The following is a 20,113-nucleotide window of genomic DNA, read 5'->3' as shown; positions in this document are numbered from 1 at the left end:
TTTTTTTGCCTTTTTATTTGCTTTTTGCCCTTGCACTTGGTTTGCGCACATCCATATTCTGGTTCCTACCTTAATATTGCGACGTCCTGCCGATAGCATTTCTATTGCAAAAAGCGCTAATGCATTTTGAGGATGGCCATGTCACTTTGTTCTGTTGATTCAAACGTTGAGTATTCAAAAATTCCTGCATTCGCCCAAACTCAAAAAGGCGAAATCAAGGGTTTGTCTGACGCTGATATTCCACAATTAGTTGCCGAGCACGGTTCGCCTTTGTTGGTTTTAGACTGTGACTCAGTTCGTACGCAATACGAAGCATTAAGCAAAGCATTACCAAATGTAACCTTGCACTATGCATTAAAACCATTACCTCACCCAGCAGTTGTTGCGACGCTTCGCGACATCGGTGCTAGCTTTGATTTAGCGACCAACGGTGAAGTTGAATTGGTTGAAGGTTTAGGCATTGATCCAGAAAAATGCATCCACACTCACCCAATTAAACGTGATGGCGACATCCGGCGGGCCTTAGAATATGGCTGCTACGTGTTTGTGGTCGATAATCTAAACGAGCTTGAAAAATTTATCGCTTACCGCGATCAAGCAGAAATTTTAATTCGTTTGAGTTTCAGAAATCCAAATGCTTACTCAGATTTATCGAAAAAATTTGGTTGTTCTCCAACACAAGCGATCGATTTATTAGTAAAAGCGCAAGAGTTTGGTATTCGTGTGAAAGGTTTGTCTTTCCACGTTGGTTCACAAACTCTAGATTCGCAAAAATACGTTGATGCAATTTTAGAAAGCGCGCGCGTAATTCGCAAAGCGGCAAAAATGGGTTTACCAGCGCTTTCTACTTTGGATATTGGCGGAGGTTTCCCAGTACCTTACAACGAATCTGTGCCAGCAATTGATGACTTCTGTGCACCTATTCGCGAAGCTTTAGATGTATTGCCAGACACCGTTCAAGTCATTGCAGAGCCGGGACGTTTTATTGTTGCTGGTGCAATGACTGGTGTTGCCTCTGTAATGGGTAAAGCATTACGCGATGGCAAAATGTGGTACTACTTGGACGATGGTCTTTACGGCTCATTCAGTGGTATTACCTTCGATCACGGTGACTACCCAATTTCAGCACCTTTTAACCAAGGTCAAGAAGAAGTATGTGTATTGGCAGGCCCAACTTGCGACAGCATTGATGTTATTTCTGAAAACATCAGCTTGCCAGAATTGAACAACGGTGACTTTATTGTTAGTCGCATGATGGGTGCTTACACCTCAGCTACGGCAACAGAATTTAACTTCTTCCCGAAAGCAAAAATTCACGTTATGAATGAATTTGCGGTTGCTGAAGAATCTGTAAAAATGACAAAAAGACACCGCGCTTAAGATTTACCGCTAAATAGCAGTTATTAATTTCCAGTCATATAAGTGACGGCTTTTGGGGCTCCTAAATAGGAGCCCTTTTTTATACGCCCTGAAAAGTTAAACTGCCAACCGTTTAGCTCACCTTGTTTAAAAACACCCCTTGTTTAAAAACACCTTCGCAAACCATTTTATTATTGAAAGAGTTTTACGAGAAAATTCCGATGTATTTGAAATATTCGATAAGGCTTAATACGGCTGTCTCTATCGATGATGCACGCTAGAGAAATGGTTAAACAATTCAAAATGGTATTTTTTATAGAAAACTCTGATTAACCTGGAGTTTCTCGCGACACAAGGATGTGTCGCCAATTTCAAGAACGGTAAGTGATTGAAATTGTGAAGAAATTGGAAATCGCATTTTCAATTTCTGTCTTCTGATTAAATCATAGATGAGTTAATCAGAGGTTCCTATATTGTATTCATCGGTGAATTGCAGAGAGCTGTGCAATGGTTCTGAAAGATAATTTTGTACAAATAATTCATTAAACAAATTATTCGATATCGAAAAAAATTAAACATGCGAATGCAGGGTGGAAAATGTTTACGGTTTTTATTGAGAAATATTAACGTGGGAAGTGTTAAAGCCGTAAAACAGACTATTAAGAACTGTTTTACGGTTGATGTTTCATACAAATTGCATGAAGTTACAGGCGGGTGTACTTACCGATGATATTTACCGGCCTAGGCAAATACCTTGCGAATTTCATTCACTAATAATTGGCCAACATTTTGTAAATGAGAAGTGTGGTGATCAACTTCTTCTAAATACATTTCTAGGTGATCAATCGCCTCGTGTTGTTCTTGCTGTTCTAACTGCTCCAGCTTTTGGTTTAATTCCTTTAACGTTGCTTCAAGGTTTTGAATTCTTTCTTGCAGCTCTTGCTTTTGCGATTGTATAGAGTCCATTGCATCGACCTTTATTTTGTTTATCCGCCAACAAGTTTGCTGCCAATAATTAAAATTGCCGGAATAACTATAAATACTGTCAAAATATAAACAGCGATATACAGTCTATTTTTTACGGCCAAGGCAGCAAGCCAGTTAGCACAGTTTAACGGTACTTCGCGCAGCATAGGTATGCCGTAGATCAGAACTACGCCGATTAAATTGTAAAACAAGTGCACAAGCGCGATTTCCATCGCAAAAACAGCATTAGCACCGGTCACGGCGGTAGCCGCTAATAAACCGGTAATACAGGTTCCAATATTTGCCCCAAGAGTAAAAGGATAAATCTGACGTAAAGAAAACACGCCAGAACCGGCCAGAGGGACGATAAGGCTGGTGGTTGTAGATGAAGACTGAACCAACACAGTCATTAATGTGCCCGAAAAAATTCCGGTCACTGGGCCGCGACCAACGGCGGAATGCAACACTTCTTTAGCGCGACCAACCATCAATACTTTCAGTAATTTTCCAATGTAGGTAATTGACGCAAAAATCAAGACCACACCAAGAATAATCGTGATCACACCGGCAAAAGTTGATGATAGAGGTGAAAGAATATCTTTAAGCAGATGAACCGGTGGCCCGACCAGCATTTTCATAAAATTAAGGCCGCTCATTGATACCGATTCGCTACCCACTAACATTTTGGCAAAAAAAGCACCTATGTGATCTAAAAGACCAAACATGATTTCAAGCGGTAAAAAAATCAGTACGCACAAAACATTAAAGAAGTCGTGCACGGTTGCAGCTGCAAAGGCGCGTCGGAACTCTTCACCTTGTTTGATGTGGCCAAGGCTGACAATAGTATTGGTGATAGTTGTGCCGATGTTGGCGCCCATTACCATAGGAATGGCGACGCTGACGGGCATGCCACCGGCAACCAAACCCACAATAATGGATGTTACGGTACTGGACGACTGAATTAACGCGGTGGTGATTGTGCCGATAACCAAGCCAGTGATTGGGTTGCTGGCGAATTCAAATAATTCTTTTGCACTGGTACCGGCTGCTTGCTTAAAACCGCCACCAATTAATGAAACTGCGACTAACAATAAGTAAACGAGAGCTGCCACCAACAACCAGTTTTGCCAGTTACGTTGGGTATACTCAGTTTGGGGTAATGACGTGGCGGAGGTATTGATTGTCATAAAATGAGATCTTTTTGAGAGATTTACGAAGTAAAACGCCTACCTCCGCTATTTTGTGTCGTTTTTGTGACAGATTTATGACGAGACTCAAAAGAAACGGGAGAATCTGTAAATTTTTCTCCAATATCGATCTTTTATTGTTTATGAGTACCAAAGTGGTGCGTTTTCTTTCAAAGTTGAGTTTTCCAGTAAACTTTATTTTACAGAATGAACGGTAAAAACAGCCGTAAAAGTACGGCAGGGTTAGTTTTTGGTTTGCTAAATAACATAAATGATATGTTTTACTGCCCGAAGATTTCAGACCGTAAAAAAAGATTTTGGCGAGGAGTCATCGAATTTCTGTGTTGTACTTTGGTGCAAAAAATCTCGAACTGAGCTGTGCTACCCAGTGCTCGCAATTGTGTTCTTGAGCTCTGAATATATACCGAGGGCGCAACCGAGGTTTAAAAAAGTAACTCCGCCCAAGGTGAGCAGAGTTACCGGTGATCATTAAAAATGAACGTAGAAATTTGCCGAAAAGTAAGACTAATTTCCGAGTTGTTCTAGCTGACGAGTGGCTGCTTGTCCTAACTCTCCGCCAACTTGCTGAACCGCAGTAAAGTTTTGGCGAGCTTCGACAATGTTACCTAAATTGGCGTTGCTCAGACCTAAGTAATAGGTCGCGTAAGCCGTTGGCAACCATTGATTACTTTGTAGCAGGTCAGACCGGGCAGCGGCGTATTCTTTTTGATTAACAGAAATAATGCCTCGGTACAGATAGGGCGCAAAGTATTCGTTGTTTAAGCTAATCGCTTTATTAAACGACGTTTTCGCGGCGGCTTCGTTTTTCAATTCGGTTTGTAACTGGCCTTTGGTCGTCCAGAACAAAGCTTCTTTAGGTTGTTTCGCAATGGCTTGTTCAACTTTTGCTAAAGCGCCTTGATAATCTTTAGCGCCCGCGAGTTTTAATGCCTCGGTGTGCAAATCGTAGGCGGGTTTATCTTTACGAATCTGGGACATAGCGCGATCAAAGGCTGCTTTGTTGCGGGTACCGTCAGACATGCTACGTGCTTTTTCTAGGTTGGCGGCAACGCGTTTTTGTGAAGGTGGATGGCTTTGAAAGAAAGCCTGTAAGGCACTGGTGTTTTGACCTTCTGAGAGCTTCACAAAGGTCTGTTGCAATTCAACCGCACCCATTGGCTCGTATCCAACACGACCCATGTAATCCATGCCATAGCGGTCGGCTTCGAGCTCTTGGCCTTGGCCATATTGGGCCGTAAAAGCCGATGCACCCAAAGCCACGCCTTGCTGAGTTAAGGCGCCATAACCATAGCTCTCACCTACGGCCTGAATTAAAGAACCTAAACCACCGAGAATGGTTGATTGGCTTTGCTGAGTGGCACCGTGTCTGGCTGCGGCGTGAACAATTTCGTGGCCCAAAACTGCTGCGAGTTGCGATTCATCTTCTAATTCGTAAAGCAGGCCCCGGTTGATGGCAATCTTGCCACCCGGCAACGCCCAAGCGTTTGGCACATCGTTATTTAAGACTACGAATTCGTAAGGCAAGTCTGGTCGATCACTAACGCGCGCCAGTTTTTGACCCACCGAAGAAATATACGCGTTGAGATTTGGGTCAACGGTGTATTCGCCACCCTGGCTTTGTTGGCTGGGAACATACTGTTGCTCGCCGATGGCAATCTCATCAGCACGAGACAACAAACTAAATTGGCTTTGTCCTGTGACAGGGTTCGTGGTACAGCCATGCAGTGCTGGCAACACCGCTATCATACCAATAGCAATACGTTTGGATAATTTCACAAGAACTTCCTCTTACTATGAATTTACGCACTGAATAATATATTGAGTAATAAAATCGGCTTAAGCTGCCGTTTAATCCATTCGGGTTGCACCTATCGACTGCAAAATAGGTCGTTTGTGCCCTGCACCCGGAGTGCCGTTATAATAACGCCAAACACCGTCTATAACCCAAGATAACGAAACATTGGCCAAATAAAATGCAAGCTCTGCAAGTAATAGAAATGTACGCCGGAACACGTCCCGACGGCGAAACCGTGGTTGAAAAGCTGCGTGTAACCATTAACGATGACGACAGCTGCCAACTAGTGACATCGCCTGCGTTTGTGCAAGGGCTGGCTAGAGGCGACACCATCAAACGCGATGGCGACTCTTTTGAGCTGGTCAAGCGCTCGGGCAATTTATGCATTCGTGTTTATGCTGAAAATGCCGAACGATTCGCCGAAGAATTAACCTCTGGTATCGAGAAGCTCGGTGGTGAACTGGATATCGAGTCACCACGACTGTTGGTGTACAGCATTCACGTGTCTTGTGGCTTTAATGCCATAGAAGACATACTGAATAAATACATTGGCGAGCATTCCGGTAGTGTTTGGCGTTACGGCAATGTCTACAGTCCAGAAGATGGCACAACGCCACTCAATTGGTGGAATGAAATTTTAAAGCCGGAATAAATCCGCTTTATTTTGCAACAAACAAGACAATGGCTTTGATATGTTAATGGTAATTTCGCCAGCAAAAACGCTGGACTATGAAACCGCACCGGTCACCAAAACCGCAACCCAACCGAGTTTTCTTGATGACAGCGAAGTGTTAATCGAAGACCTCCGTAAACTTGCGCCCCAAGATATTTCAAACCTAATGAGCATTAGCGACAAGTTAGGCGTTTTAAACTTTGATCGCTTTCAAGCGTGGTCGCAACCTTTCGATAAAATCAACGCCAAACAGGCCGTGCTGGCGTTTAAAGGCGATGTATACACAGGCTTAGAAGCCGAAACCTTTGGCAAAGAAGAATTTAGTTTTGCGCAAAAACATCTGCGAATCTTATCGGGCTTATACGGTGTATTGCGCCCACTCGATTTAATGCAAGCCTACCGACTTGAAATGGGCACCAAATTCGAAAACCAACGCGGCAAAAACCTCTACGAATTTTGGGGCGATAAAGTCACCGAGGCGCTTAATGAGCAGCTCAAGACCCTTAAAAGCCAAACGCTGGTTAACCTCGCCTCCAACGAATACTTTAAAGTGGTCAATAAAAAAGTGCTGAATGCCGACATTATTACCCCAACCTTTAAAGACTTAAAAAATGGCGAGTATAAAATTATCAGCTTTTACGCCAAAAAAGCTCGTGGCCTAATGAGCGCCTGGGCCATACGCCACGGCATTACCCAAGCACAAGATCTAAAAGGGTTTGATAGCAATGGCTACGTTTACAACGAAGGCCTAAGCAAAGGCAACACCTGGGTATTTACGCGAGATGTTGCGCAATAACAGGTCTTATTTATTTGATTATAGGAAACTCTAGATTAATCAGAGTTTCCTATAAAAATATGTATATTAATTTTGGGTAAACATCAAAAACCCAATTAAGCGAGGTAATTTGTGTCAACAGAAAAACCAATTTCTAACGCCAGCATTAATAACCGTGAACCGATTTTTAATCATCTTCAACGATTATTAACCGAAACGAAAAACCTCTTAGAAATTGGCTCTGGCACCGGCCAGCACGCGGTTTATTTTGCTGGAGAATTACCGCATCTGCGTTGGCACACCTCAGACCTTGCCGTAAATCACCCCGGCATTAACTTATGGCTGGATGAATACACCGGTAACAATATCGAACGCCCTTTCGAGCTAGACGTAAACGGCGGTTGGCCGGAATTAACAGTAGATGCCATCTACACCGCCAACACCCTTCACATAATGAGCTTTGACTCGGTAAAACAATTCTTTGCAGGCCTGCCCAACGTACTTGGCGACAACGCCCAATTAATCATCTACGGCCCGTTTAAATACAACGGCGAATTCACCACACCCAGTAACGCCAAATTTGATTTATGGCTCAAAGACCAAAACCCCGTTAGCGGCATCCGCGATATAGAAGCTATACAAGAACTCGCTGCAAAAATTGGCCTCACGTTCAAAGAAGATAACGCCATGCCTGCGAATAATCAGTTGCTGGTTTTTACTAAATAATAAATTAACAAAGGAGCCTCTGATTAACTCTGCTATGATTTAATCAGAGGGAAAAAACTGGATTCCAATCACTTCAAGATTTTAATTACATACCGTTCCTAAAATTGGTCACGTATCAATGAATCACAGGAAATTTTAGGTTAATCGGAGTCTTCTGGATTAAAAATAATTCGATGATATTAATTTATTTGTTCATTAATTTGTATTTTTCGTTTTTAATTTTTTATGATCTTGCCGAATTTTTTACAGAACCACTTTACAGCTTCGGGTGAAATATCTATTGCGTTTTCGTTATATTCGCCTGTTTCCTCGTCGTACCAAGTTATGTTATATCTACCCACGGCTTGCATAAATAAATTTTTGTTAAGTAGTCTATTAAAAACTTCTCCTGCATCTGGCGATGAAATTATTGGCAGAAAATCCAGATTGTAAATCGATACGTTTAAGTCTTCCTCAAACCAAATTTGAAGGATGTACCCATCGATATATTCAACTTTCAGTATGCCTTTTTCAATAATTACGTTGTTGGAGCTAAGGTAAGCTTCTAATTCATTCCACATATATTTTCCTCATCCTACTATCCGCACTGGAATTCGTCTCTGAGCATTATTCCATTGAATAAATAGATCAGATTCGTGCACCTCAACCCATGCTTCAATCAATCTTTTCAGTTTGTTAGGGAGTTGCTTTCCCGGTTGAAGCCATTGTCTTGTCTTGATGTCTATTCTGTAACTACTAACATCTTGCTGGTATTTTACATGAATATGCGGCGGGGCGTGATCTACATAATTGATATAGCAAACAAGTCTACCATTCATAAATGGATGAGATACTGGTGGCATAAAAGTGTCTCTAGTTTTTAATTTTTTATTAAAAAATAAATAGCGTGGGGGTCTGGATATTTGGCTTTATGCAAGATATAAGTTTTCAGATCAATCTGCGTGGGTGGGAAATGTGATCACGCAGGAGATTTACTGAAAGTTGTATCAGTAAACTTAAGAATGGATATTTTTGATTGGAATAACACGTTTTCTGGTTAAAATTATTTAACCAGAAAATAGACGGAGGTTATCTTAAGGCTTTTTATCTATATCGGCCGAATTACATTTGTTTTAGAAAGAGTTAATTTGACCATTCTTGGTTAATGTGGCCGTTCTTATAGATTCCCATTTTTTCTAAGAAAAGAATCGCTGGCTGATATTCATGTATTATTGCGGCGCTAGCAAGTGATCTAAATTTTTTTACATTAGTGATTTTTTTTGTGCGTTTATCGACGCCTTGCATACCGTAAAGAAACATGCCATGTGGGTTTCCTGACTCGGCGGAAAGCTTGAACCATTTTTCTGACGCTAATTCAGCTTTGCGACTATTTTCTAATGGATCAGGCGAATCTTGAGCTAAAATAGAGGATAAAATTGCGTAGACTATAGGGGCTTCACCTTTGCCAGTTTCTGCTTCTGGTAATGTCAGTTCAGCAATTTTTTGCATTATTTTAAGATCATCTTCATCAGCCTTATAAACGCCGAATACGTAATAAGCATCGAATTTATATCTAGGTAAGTAGTGCTCTCTAAGTGCTCTGGCGTAAATAAACTTCTCTAAAGAAGTGTTTAATTTACTTTCATCGCATAGCTCTAAAATGGCTTTGGTGTCTATACGGTCAATTGAATCTTTGCAGGTTAGTTCATCTGCTACAGTAATTGCAGATAGCAGCGAAGTAAGTGATGCCAAAACAAATGATTTCATAATATTCTTTGAATGCTTAAATTTCTTAGTGATAGATTATACGAGCTTATGGCTAACTCAACCATGATTTAATCAGTGGTTAGGTATTAAAAATTTGACTTTCAATTTCTTCTAGACTTTATCAATTGCTGCCCCTGATATTGGCGGCACATTATTTTGTCGCTGAAATCTTTAGATTAATAGACATTAATGGAAGCCACGGTTTCTTAGTTAACTTTTTGAGTCAATTGGTTCTTTTATTAAGATAATATTATCAGGGCCATGAATATCACCGATTACACACATTAAATCAGCTCCGCAATAGTCGCATGTAGTTGGCCCCTCTTCAAACTCAACTCTTGACTCACACCATGGGCATATATCGTTCATTTTCGAATTTCCTGTAATTTCTCATAAAAGGATTAGTGACCTTAATCGAAGAGTGCCTAGTGGCTGAGGATTTTTTATTGTTTTTTAATTTCTCTATTGGGTTTTTGTCTTTTCAAGTAGTTCTTTATATTGTTTGTTGTTCATGGATACTTAAAAAATTAGAATTTTAGGGAGGTCACTTTAGCCTGATATAAGAGTTATTGTGATTTGATAAGGTCTTTTGTGGAATCAACAGATGGTTCGATGTAGACAATATCTCGAACAAATAGCCACTGGTGCGAAGCTTCATTGCAAACTCTATAGCCTTTTTTTGACAAATAAACGTCTACAGAAAAATGTGAAAGATGAGGAATTATAAGAGCCAAAACAACTCCTGAAATTGCTGATCTTGATATAAGTTTCCCTTGTTTATCAGAGGCTGGTTTTCCACCCCAAAACTCTATAGCAATACCAACTCCAAGTGATAGCAAACCAATACCGACTCCAAGCATATAATATGAGCCCTTATCGAATACAATTATTGGGCCTGTTATATGCAGAAAAAGAAAAAATATCCGATAAAAAAACCACACTGTCGCGGATATTCCGCCTATTAAAAACAGTGGGGGTCCAATTGTTTTATTAAGTATTGAATATGGTTCTCTATTTTCCATTGTTGTATGGTTTTTACGTATAACATGAAATATTTATATGGATTTTTAATTATTGATATAATGCTTAAAGGGTATGTCTTAGAGTTGGTTTGGATATCTTTTGAAAAATTTTGTAATTTTCTTTAACGCAAGAATATATAAAATAACAATCACGACTACATAAATTGCTATGAAAAAAAACAATTCTATACTGCTTCCGGTGTTTCGTGTGATGAGGAATAAACCATAAAGGGCTGCGGCCCAATATATGAAACCGAGAATTTCATCAAACAAAGTGAATTTTGAAAAATAATAAAGCCATTTTTTAAAAATCATAAAATATTAGTCAGAATTTAGATCAATTCAGCGAGTGTGTTTGTGCATAGTGTTAAGAAATAAAGCTGCTGTATTATTAGCCGATTGTTTGAATGAGCTTCCAGTCAAGGTATCAACACTATAATCTTCAGAAAATATTTCTGTATCTAATAGGGTGAAAATATCTAAACATTCGTTCTTATCGAAGATAAGTTTATTGTGCTTTAACTATGTCTTTCGTGCAATCAACTGAAGGTTCGAGATAGACAATATCTCGAACAAATAGCCACTGGTGTGAAGCTTCATCACAAACTGTGTATCCTTTTCTTGCTAGATATTTATTTGCACAATAATGCATTAGCTGGGGTGTTAGGAAAATTAATACAACGCTTAATATAGCCACTTTAGTCAAAAAAGAAGACTGTTTTTTTGATAGCTTTTTATTTAACCATCCTTCCTGAACGGTAACTATTGCAAGAATTAATAAACCAATACCTACGCCAAGCATGTAAAAAGATCCTTTATCGAATACCTCTACAGGCGATAAAGGGTTAATAAATATCTCAAATGTGCGAAAGAAAAACCAATATAAAGCAGCTAATGAACTCAGTATAAAAAATATAGGTGTAAATATACGAATTCCTAATGGCGGTTTTTCTCTATCTTGCATTGACTAAAAACTCCTATATGGTGACAGGTATTTTTTTATCTTATCTCGTGACCAATTAATAACTATGGCTCGTGCGGAACCTATCGCGTAATCGATAACATTATTTATGGTGTTTGCAGCTGCGTCAGTAGCTTGTTGCTTTTTTCTATTTAGAAAGTCTGTCGCACTTTCTCCAAGTTCATCTAAACCAGCAATTACGCGATTGGTAATTCCTAACTTAGCATCTGTGTATTCTAAAAGCATCGACACACCTATTCCAACAGCAATTACAGACAATATCGGCCCAACTGCAAATGTAAAGAAACCCATTGCAGTAGCAGCACCTATGGATGCAGCGGTAGCTATGCCTACTTTCACAACGTCTGTGGCCAAAGTTCCTACTAGCTGACTTAGGGTTGTTTGGTCGGTCAGTAAATAGTCTATAACTCTGTATGCTGAAAGCAGAACGATGGTAATGATTCCACCTTGTTTGGCGGCGGCGACTGCCCCTGCTTTACCCAGCCCCATGGAAATCACTTTGGGATTCTTGATTCCGTATTTGGTCGCTGTCAATGTTGCTCTAAGTCCAGCATGTCCTTTAAGGATTATATGAGGCTTGCCGCCGTAATTTTTGATATAGACTTTTGCCCCTATACCTCCGAGATCCCCGACAAGCTTAGTCGCAGTTACTACATCATCTGCGGATGCATAATAACTAGCTCCAACACCTGCCGCGTCTTTTACTTTTGCCCAAGCTTCTTTTACTGAGGGTTTATTCCCTTTGTGCGAGGATCTTATAATGGCGTCCATTTCGTCAAATGAAATTACATAGATTTCGTGTTGATTGGACAAAATTTCGCGTTGAAGTACAGTCTTTTCTTTCTCGGTAAGCATGTGGTTGCTCTCCATTTACTGGATTACGATAAGAGTTATAAGCTTCATTTAACTTTAAATACACAAACCTAAGCATACTGAAATTGGTATGTTTATTGTGATTAAGTAGTAAATATTTTAATAAACCTGTAGCCCTAAATTTAGGTTGGTGAGGTTATGCAAAAAAATAAATTGTAAGAAAAGCCATACTAATAAGAAGTGTGATTTCAAAAGGTATTTACTGAGAGTTCTATCAGTAAACTTAAGAATGGATATTTTTTTAAGGAATAAAAAGATATTTAGATGTGTTGGTTTAACCGAATAATTTTTTAATTTTATTTTTTAGAAGTTTTTTAACGAATTGTTTGTGTAAGATTTAAGAGTAAAAACAGTATTTAACCAACATGGTCACGCACATAATAACGATTAATATTCGAATATAGAGTGGGTTTATTTTGAGTAAGGTGTGTGAGCCTATGGATGCGCCAATAATTTGTCCGATAAGCATGGTGATGCCTGCAAGCCACGCGACTTGGCCGAGGCTAATGAATATAATTAATGCGGCTATGTTGGTGACGCAGTTGAGTGGTTTGGCTAATGCGGTTGCGCTGATAAGGTTTTTGCCATTAAGTACGACTGACGATAAGGCAAAAAAAGAGCCTGTCCCAGGGCCAAAAAATCCGTCGTAAAATCCAATGACGGGTATTACGCCATTTTTATATTGGTTTTCGGTAACGCGTTTTTTATTGCTGTCGGTACTGGGTGTTGGTGCAATTAAAAAATACGTGGCGATAATAATTAATACGATAGGTATCACTACCGCAAGCGCATCGCTATTAATAAATTGCACGCCTATGCAACCAAGGCTGGATCCTATAAACGCAGTAATTAATAAGGGTTTTATTTCGGCAATGGTAACGCGACCTTTTTTAATCATTAAATAGGTTGAGGTTGCTGTTCCAATACAGCCTTGCAGTTTATTGGTGCCCAGTGCTTGCAGTGGCGGAATTCCGGCAAGAATAAGTGCAGGAAGTGCAATTAAGCCACCACCGCCTGCGAGTGTATCAATAAATCCCGCTGTGACGGCGGTAATAAATAGTAATACAAGAATATCTAGAGCAAGTGGTAGTGTTTCCAAAAAAATAAACCTTTGGTGAGTGTTGTATAAAACGAGACGATTAAAGAATTGGTTTAAATTTGTGTGGCGGAGAATACAGATTTTAAGTTTGAAAGATTATGGTTCGTCGGTAAATCTAGGTAAAAGAAACTCTAGAGTATAACGCAAGCCAAGCGCTTTTTTAGGAACATCATAAGTTGCCTTATGCCCAGTTTCATATTTGCCGTGGTTTATATTCAGGTTCTTGGTTAGTATTTCACTTAAATCATCTGCGTTAGTTAATAAATCCTCTGCGTTAGTTAATAAATCCTCATATCGCACAGCATCGTAGAACCAGTCATCTTTCATATCCTGTCGAAGATGCTTTAGCGTTTGCTTTATGTTTATTGGAAATGCTATTAGATCGTCACTCATCCTTGTGCATTTCCTGTATCGGCGTGATAACAACGATTATTATTTATCATTAGAAGATGCTTAAACACGGCATCTGTTTTCTCTTCAACCTCTTCCGGCGCAAAACTTTCAGGCAATCCAGTTTTATCATCCCAGAGAAAATCTTTGATTTTTACCTTTATCTCATCACGCGTGCTTTGCTTGGCCGCAAAGTTCTGGATGCGCTTTAATTCAGCATTAATTGCCCTGTAAAGGCCTTCTGCTACCTTCTTAATTCGATTAATTTCCATTTTGGAAAGATCTGGCTTTAACAGCAGGTCAAACAGAGCTAAAGATTCTTCGCTTAGTCCTTCTTTAACTGCTCGTTGCTCTTCTTCGCTCAGCTCATCTACCAGTTTGAGCAAGGCTTCAAACGTAGCTTCTATGGTTACGCGATCCTTCTCGTTGTTGTAGTCATTAACGATTTCTTCGTAGTGCTTTTGAAAATCCGTTCTTGTCGGATTTTGCATGAGCATTTTGAGAAGCTTTTTCTCGATGATTTCTTTTAGGCTTTGTACGGTTGTGTTTTTGGCAGGTGAGCGTTCAAATTCTTTCCTTAGCCGCTCAAAATCGATCTTGCTGATATCGTAAAGCTTGCTTGGCTCTTTTACGCCACTTGTTGGCTCGATGCTCTCTTCAATAACGGCGTGAAGCTCGCGCATGATGTCAGAGATATCTGCTTTCTCAACATCCTCTTGCAGGCTCTTGTAGATGATATTGATTGCATCGTAGGCTGATCGGTAATTGTTTATGGCTTTGATGGTTAAGCAAGCCTTGAACTTTTTGAAGACCTCGCGGCAGATAATCTCAAAGCGCTTGCGGGTTTCGTCATTCTGGTTAACGACTTCTTTTGCATCAATGATGGCTTTATTGCGCTCAAAGCCCGTTTTCTCCAGTACATCTTCCAGTCTGAATTCTTTTGCTGCCAGGAAGGCTCTTATAGCCTCGATTGTCTCCTCAAGGTCTGCCAGTAATTCCTCTTCCGGTCTCACTGGATCAAGCTCAGGAGGTGGTTGCCCATCTCCACCTTCACTGCCAGTATGACCAGCAAAGGTTGCGAGGGCTTTGCGGAGATTTTTCAAAATACCGCAATAATCAACAATAAGTCCGTTATTCTTGCCTTCGGCTACGCGGTTAGCGCGAGCAATGGCCTGCATCAAGGTATGCGCTTTCAGAGGCTTATCGAGATAGAGCGTAGACATGGTTGGCACATCAAAGCCAGTTAGCCACATGGCGCATACGATTGCGACGCGGAATGGGTGCTTTTCTTTCTTGAACGCACTCTCCATATCAATGCGCTTGCCATCCGGCGTTTCAAAGCCTTCCTTGATCAGCTTACGGTGCGGTGTAATATCCAGCTCCCACTTGCGGAACTTATCAACCTCGCCTTGCTCTTCACTGACCACCACAGCCATGATGGTTTCGCGCATCCAGGCAAGTTTGCGCTCCATATCCGTTCTTTGTTCATGGGGAAGGGGTTCATGAGACAGTGCTTGCTCATCTGCAAGCTTGCCCAGTTCTTTTTCAAGCTCTGCTATTTTAGCCTGCCACTTCTCAAGGATAATCTGCTGCATTCGAACGCAAGCAATCTTGTCGATGCAAACTAGCATCGCCTTACCGTTTTGACCGCCTACGCTGTAATGATCAACAAAGTCTTCGGCAATCTGTTCCAAGCGGCTTTGCGCAGTCATGATGTGGTAATCGCGTTTTAGCTCCCGCTCCAGTCTCTCGGACACATCCTGATCTTCAATTTCGATCTCTTCCAGCTTGGCTGCAATCTTTTCATTGAGGTCGTTGGTAGCAATACCAAGCTTTTCGCCCCTCGCATCGTAGTACAAAGGAACGGTGGCTTTATCTTCAACAGCGCGTTGGAAGTCATAGGTGGAGATATAATCCCCGAAGACGCGGCGAGTGATTTCATCATCTTTGAAAAGCGGGGTTCCGGTAAAACCGATATAGCTCGCATTTGGCAGCGCATTTCTGAGGTTCAATGACAAGCGGCCATATTGGGTGCGGTGCGCCTCATCTGTAATAACAATAATGTCGTTTCGGTCAGAATAAGGATCATTAGGATCAACATCCTTATTGAATTTCTGTACCAACGTGAAGACATAGGCTTTATGCTGGTTTAAGAGTTGCTGCAAATGATCACCGGATGCGGCGCGGCATGGGTCTTGATCATTATCGACAAGGCCGCACCCTGCGAAGGTGTTATAGATTTGCCCATCTAAGTCTTCACGGTCGGTACAAATCAGGAAAGTAAAATTACCACCGAGCTTGCGATGAATCTTACGGGCAAAGAAAACGATAGAATAGGATTTACCCGAACCTTGGGTATGCCAGAATACCCCAAGCTTACCTTTACGCTCCTCTCGGTTTTTCACTGCTTCTATAGCGCGGTTGACGCCCAAGAACTGGTGGTTACGAGCAACAATCTTGACCAGTTTCCCTTTGCTCTCGTCAAAGAGAGTGTAGTTCTCAAAGAGATCAATAAAATCGCGCTTGTTACAGATACCTTTGAGCAAGGTCTCCATATCCACCACACCAGGATCATCTTCAGCCAAGCGCTTCCAGTCATTAAAATGTTCGAATTTGCTGGAGATCGAACCAATCTTGGCATCCACACCATTTCCCAATATCACAAAGGCGTTATGGTGGAAGAGATGAGGTACGGTGTCTTTGTAATCAGAAAGATTTTGCTCGTAAGCATGACGGATGTCTTTGTGAATGGTCTTGCACTCGATAAACATCAGAGGAAGGCCATTTACAAAACCAACGATGTCAGCGCGGCGGCGGTAAATATCACCGCGCACCCATAACTCTCGAACGCAAAGGAAGTGATTGTTTTCAGGATTATCAAAGTCGAATACTTTCAGGCGCTTTTTCTCAAGCTCGCCTTTGGCGTTGCGGTATTGCACCTGAACACCACTTTTAATCAGCTCATATTGCTCAAAATTGATTTGCAGAGTGTTTTCGGTAACAGGTGCTTCGGTGATCTGGCGCAGCGCATCTTGATAGGCGGCATCCGGCAAGCCGGGATTAAGCTTAACCAGTGCCTCACCCAAATAGCGGATTAGTACAACCTCTTTATCGGACTCCCTGCCAAGCGTGCCTTCTTTGCCAAAGGTCTCGTTGTTATAGGCGTAGATACTTTCCCAGCCTAACTGCTCCTCCAGATAGTCGGCAGTCGTCGCTTGAACCAGCGTATCTTCATTAAGCGGAGCCATCATACGGCAATCTCTCCGCCAATGAGTTTAGGAAGGAGGAGATTACGGGCTTTTTGTAAATACACAATTTGTCTTTGTAAGTTCTCTATCTGGGAATATATTGCTTCAGTCACCTCTCCAAATTCATCTAAAATCAATTTCGAAGGTACTATGACCTTTTCTTTTCCGAGAGCCTTTGCAGATAGAAAGGGAACTGCGGCTCCACCTGAGATGCTCCCAAAATCAAGGGATTTAAGTTTCATATAAAGATAGAAGCTATTGGCTTTATCTTTATTAGGGATAGCTCCCATCATATTATTATCGATAAGGGTATTCTGAGAAATTAATCTAACTCGATTCTTCTTGAGCGCCTCTCCAATTTTGGCAAAAACAATAGCGCCAGCAGCAAAAGCTTTTCCGCGAAAAGAAGAGCATTCATCTTCCGTTACCCAGTTATCTGCCTCAATAATATATATTTTATTTCCAGGGCTATTCATATCTCTCACCTTGATAAAGGGAATTTCTCCTTCATCACGGCCCTGATACTCAAGTTTAAAAGTTCCTCCGGCTCGAAAATGGCATAATTCACTAAGCTCCTCCAATTTCCATCCCTCCGGTATGCCATCAATGACTTTGATATGTTCATGACCAGGGAAGCGGAAACGCACAAACCATTCCTTGTAAAGCTGTCGCGCAGAATCCTCTAGCAACTCAATCCGCCGCTTGTTGTTTTCGATGAGGTCATCGTAATTATTTAAATGCTTAACTATTTCTTCTTGTGTTGATTCCGGTGGCAATGAAATTTCATATGCTTTTATTTGTTTCCCGCTTATATGCGGTACATTTGTACCGCCCATAATGTTTTTGATGTAGTCCGAAAAATGCTTGGAACTGACTATGTATCGCAGGTAATCAGTTAAAAGCCCATTTTGTCCTCTCATTCTTGCGACTCGCTGTACTAACAAAGCCCTTGGATCATTCGGTTTGATCCAAGAATATTTGAGGCCAGCGGTAACCCAGGGGCGGTCCATCGCTAAAATAACATCCCCTTCTTCAAGCCAGTATTGTGAGTATTTTTCAACATCATTTTGGGGCCAATATTTGGATTTATTCCAATCAATATATCCTTGCGAAATGTTATCCCCTTTAACCAACGGAATATCTACTTCATTTTCAGTGAAATTCGCGCTCTTAAAGGCAGGGCCGCTTATCAAATCGAGATGTTTTTCTAGCGCAACTTTCGCCCAGCTCATATGCCCAACTCCTCAAAGCTCTTCTGGATTTGGGCAGCAAGCAAGGATGCTTCTTCATTCAATCCTTTTAGCTCAATGTGAATATCGCGCAGTGTTTCTTCAAAATCGAAATCTTCATCATCTTCTTCAGGCGCAACTCCAACATATCGCCCTGGTGTTAGACTCCAGTCATTGGCTTTTATTTCTTCGATGTCCACCAGCTTCACCAAGCCCTCAACATCAGCAAGCTCCGCATCAGGAAAACGCTCCTGTAGCCAATGTGCTTGCTTGAAGAAGTAGCGGATCAGCTTTAACTGCTCGACCGCTTCTTTACGCTGTTCATCTAACTCTTTAAGCAGTTTATTCAGGCCTTTTTCACCGCTTTCCTTGGCTTGCTTTTCAACGAATTTATAAAGCTGGTCAATCTGCTTAATCAGGTCTCGGCCGGTTTCTGCCAGTGGTTCAATAAGATCAGAAGCTTTATGAAGCCCTGTATTATCACTCGGCAATCCTTCCCATTTACCGGTGATTTTCTCGTTCTTGGTGGTAAAGTTTTTAACGTCATCACACAGCGTTTCAAACGCGCTCCTGATCGTAGTTATAGCCACGTCATCGACTTCTTTAAACTTGCCAATCACACCATCGACATCACCAATAAACTTTTCAAGCACAGAAACTGAGTTGTCGGTTTCATCGAGCGAACGACGTTGATAGCTCTCGACCAGCTCCAAGAAGCGCTCACTCTGGCCACGATAGAGCCAGACAATAGAGGTCAGATTGGCTAGTTGCTCAGGCGAGAAGTCGTAAATCTTTCGTGTTACTTTGCGGAAGACATAGCGAGCATCAAGCATCAACACCTTGTCTTTCATCCGCTCTGCCTTGTTCTTGTTGAAGAACCAAAGCTCGCAAGGCACCGAGCGGGTATAGAAGAAGTTAGAGCGGATGGAGACCATTGCACCGACATGACCACTCTCAACCAGCTTTCGGCGCACTTCTGCTTCCTGCCCTCCGGCACTGGAAGCCTGCGAAGACATAACAAAACCTGCGCGGCCTTTCTTGCTTAGGTAGCTATAAAAGTAAGAAATCCAGAGGTAGTTACCATTGGAAACCGCGCCTTTCTTATTTACCCCTGGCAGACCAAACGGCAAGCGCGGGTCGTTTTTGATCTTCTCCGCATCCACGTCATCGACGTTGAACGGGGGATTGGCCATGACGAAGTTGGCTTTGCCGAGAAAGTCATGCGGGTCTTCATAGTAGGAAATGGCTTTCTGGATTTTCCCTTCCAGCCCATGCACGGCCAAGTTCATCTTGGCAAGGCGGATGGTGGTCGGATTTTTCTCTGCGCCATAAAAGGTAGCCACATCTTGCGGATTCTTGTGCATCTTCTCGATGAAGTGGGCACTTTGCACGAACATACCACCAGAACCGCAAGCGGGGTCGATAACCGAACCATGATCAGGTTCGATAAAGTTCACAATCATCTGAACAAGCGAAACTGGCGTGAAGAATTCACCGCCATCATGGGCGCTTTGGTTGGCAAACTGCGTTAGGAAATATTCGTAGATACGGCCAAAAATATCGCCAGTTGCCTTTTTAAGGGCAGGATCGTTAAAGGTGCGCAGCAGATTACCAAGCACGTCATTGTCCAGCTCTTGGTATTCGCTCTTGGGCAACACGCCTTTGAGGGTTTCGTAGTCTTCTTCAATGGCCTCCATCGCGTCAATGATGGCCTGGGCGCGATCATCGCCCTCAGTCAGATTGACCAGATGATCGAATTGGGCTTTTTCCTGAAGGAATATAGCGCCCTTACTGGAAAAGTCTTCCTTGGTGAGAGGTCGGGTTACACCGCCTCGGGATGGCAATGAAGCTTCAATTTCCGGCTTTACCACCAGAAAACGGCTATAGGCATGGCGAAGGAAGATTAGCCCCATCACGGGCATGAAGTATTCGTTGCTGGCGTAGTTGCTGTTGGCGCGAAGGTTGTCGGCGCTGCCCCACAGTCGTTTCTCTATTGCTTCTATATTCTCTAGCTGAGCCATT

Annotated in this window: 18 protein-coding genes; 4 read left to right on the top strand and 14 right to left on the bottom strand. The window is 41.8% G+C overall.

Going from position 1 to position 20,113, the window contains the following annotated elements:
* The first annotated feature begins 138 nt into the window (after nucleotides 1-138).
* Nucleotides 139-1,380, top strand: a complete 1,242-nt coding sequence (locus ACYQ28_RS07180; RefSeq protein WP_460049124.1) for a type III PLP-dependent enzyme — start codon at nucleotides 139-141, stop codon at nucleotides 1,378-1,380.
* A gap of 720 nt (nucleotides 1,381-2,100) precedes the next feature.
* Here the strand turns inward: ACYQ28_RS07180 and ACYQ28_RS07175 are convergent.
* The 3 genes from ACYQ28_RS07175 to ACYQ28_RS07165 all read right to left on the bottom strand — a co-directional run bounded on the left by ACYQ28_RS07175 (nucleotide 2,101) and on the right by ACYQ28_RS07165 (nucleotide 5,309).
* Nucleotides 2,101-2,325, bottom strand: coding sequence for a hypothetical protein (locus tag ACYQ28_RS07175; RefSeq protein ID WP_460049122.1), 225 nt, complete (start codon nucleotides 2,323-2,325; stop codon nucleotides 2,101-2,103).
* 20 nt (nucleotides 2,326-2,345) lie between these two features.
* Nucleotides 2,346-3,512, bottom strand: a complete 1,167-nt coding sequence (locus ACYQ28_RS07170; protein ID WP_460049121.1) for a Na/Pi symporter — start codon at nucleotides 3,510-3,512, stop codon at nucleotides 2,346-2,348.
* Between the two features lie 525 nt (nucleotides 3,513-4,037).
* Nucleotides 4,038-5,309: a M48 family metalloprotease gene (locus tag ACYQ28_RS07165; RefSeq protein WP_460049119.1), complete on the bottom strand. Its 1,272-nt coding sequence runs from the start codon at nucleotides 5,307-5,309 to the stop codon at nucleotides 4,038-4,040.
* 197 nt (nucleotides 5,310-5,506) lie between these two features.
* Here ACYQ28_RS07165 and ACYQ28_RS07160 point away from each other — a divergent pair, with 197 nt between their 5' ends.
* The 3 genes from ACYQ28_RS07160 to ACYQ28_RS07150 all read left to right on the top strand — a co-directional run bounded on the left by ACYQ28_RS07160 (nucleotide 5,507) and on the right by ACYQ28_RS07150 (nucleotide 7,502).
* A complete protein-coding gene (locus ACYQ28_RS07160) occupies nucleotides 5,507-5,980 on the top strand; it encodes a DUF4265 domain-containing protein (protein ID WP_460049117.1) in 474 nt (157 codons plus the stop codon).
* Nucleotides 5,981-6,020: 40 nt separating this feature from the next.
* Entirely contained in the window at nucleotides 6,021-6,797 is a 777-nt protein-coding gene (gene yaaA, locus ACYQ28_RS07155) for a peroxide stress protein YaaA (RefSeq protein ID WP_460049116.1), read from the top strand.
* A 111-nt stretch (nucleotides 6,798-6,908) separates the two neighbouring features.
* Nucleotides 6,909-7,502: a DUF938 domain-containing protein gene (locus ACYQ28_RS07150; RefSeq protein ID WP_460049114.1), complete on the top strand. Its 594-nt coding sequence runs from the start codon at nucleotides 6,909-6,911 to the stop codon at nucleotides 7,500-7,502.
* A gap of 215 nt (nucleotides 7,503-7,717) precedes the next feature.
* On the opposite strand, the gene ACYQ28_RS07145 is transcribed toward ACYQ28_RS07150, so the two are convergent.
* The 11 genes from ACYQ28_RS07145 to ACYQ28_RS07095 form a co-directional block, all read right to left on the bottom strand.
* A complete protein-coding gene (locus ACYQ28_RS07145) occupies nucleotides 7,718-8,062 on the bottom strand; it encodes a hypothetical protein (RefSeq protein WP_460049113.1) in 345 nt (114 codons plus the stop codon).
* A 9-nt stretch (nucleotides 8,063-8,071) separates the two neighbouring features.
* Complete coding sequence (locus tag ACYQ28_RS07140; RefSeq protein WP_460049265.1) at nucleotides 8,072-8,320, bottom strand: DUF4160 domain-containing protein; 249 nt, start codon at nucleotides 8,318-8,320, stop codon at nucleotides 8,072-8,074.
* Nucleotides 8,321-8,624: 304 nt separating this feature from the next.
* Entirely contained in the window at nucleotides 8,625-9,248 is a 624-nt protein-coding gene (locus tag ACYQ28_RS07135) for a hypothetical protein (RefSeq protein ID WP_460049111.1), read from the bottom strand.
* Nucleotides 9,249-9,814: 566 nt separating this feature from the next.
* Nucleotides 9,815-10,270: a hypothetical protein gene (locus ACYQ28_RS07130; protein WP_460049109.1), complete on the bottom strand. Its 456-nt coding sequence runs from the start codon at nucleotides 10,268-10,270 to the stop codon at nucleotides 9,815-9,817.
* A gap of 508 nt (nucleotides 10,271-10,778) precedes the next feature.
* Nucleotides 10,779-11,234, bottom strand: a complete 456-nt coding sequence (locus tag ACYQ28_RS07125) for a hypothetical protein (protein WP_460049108.1) — start codon at nucleotides 11,232-11,234, stop codon at nucleotides 10,779-10,781.
* Nucleotides 11,235-11,237: 3 nt separating this feature from the next.
* Nucleotides 11,238-12,107 (bottom strand): hypothetical protein, encoded by an 870-nt coding sequence (locus ACYQ28_RS07120; protein WP_460049107.1) that lies wholly within the window; start codon nucleotides 12,105-12,107, stop codon nucleotides 11,238-11,240.
* A 355-nt stretch (nucleotides 12,108-12,462) separates the two neighbouring features.
* Nucleotides 12,463-13,224 (bottom strand): TSUP family transporter, encoded by a 762-nt coding sequence (locus ACYQ28_RS07115; RefSeq protein ID WP_460049105.1) that lies wholly within the window; start codon nucleotides 13,222-13,224, stop codon nucleotides 12,463-12,465.
* A 96-nt stretch (nucleotides 13,225-13,320) separates the two neighbouring features.
* Nucleotides 13,321-13,617, bottom strand: coding sequence for a hypothetical protein (locus ACYQ28_RS07110; RefSeq protein WP_460049104.1), 297 nt, complete (start codon nucleotides 13,615-13,617; stop codon nucleotides 13,321-13,323).
* On the bottom strand, nucleotides 13,614-16,865 hold the full coding sequence (locus ACYQ28_RS07105; protein WP_460049102.1) for a type I restriction endonuclease subunit R: 3,252 nt from the start codon (nucleotides 16,863-16,865) through the stop codon (nucleotides 13,614-13,616). Before ACYQ28_RS07105 ends, ACYQ28_RS07110 begins: the two co-directional genes overlap by 4 nt.
* Nucleotides 16,862-18,094, bottom strand: coding sequence for a restriction endonuclease subunit S (locus tag ACYQ28_RS07100; RefSeq protein ID WP_460049100.1), 1,233 nt, complete (start codon nucleotides 18,092-18,094; stop codon nucleotides 16,862-16,864). Before ACYQ28_RS07100 ends, ACYQ28_RS07105 begins: the two co-directional genes overlap by 4 nt.
* Nucleotides 18,091-20,112 (bottom strand): type I restriction-modification system subunit M, encoded by a 2,022-nt coding sequence (locus ACYQ28_RS07095; protein WP_460049098.1) that lies wholly within the window; start codon nucleotides 20,110-20,112, stop codon nucleotides 18,091-18,093. The genes ACYQ28_RS07100 and ACYQ28_RS07095 overlap by 4 nt, the downstream gene beginning before the upstream one ends.
* Nucleotide 20,113: the final 1 nt, after the last annotated feature.

This window comes from Sessilibacter sp. MAH1 (assembly GCF_054658315.1).
This window is presented reverse-complemented; position numbering and strand designations above follow the sequence as displayed.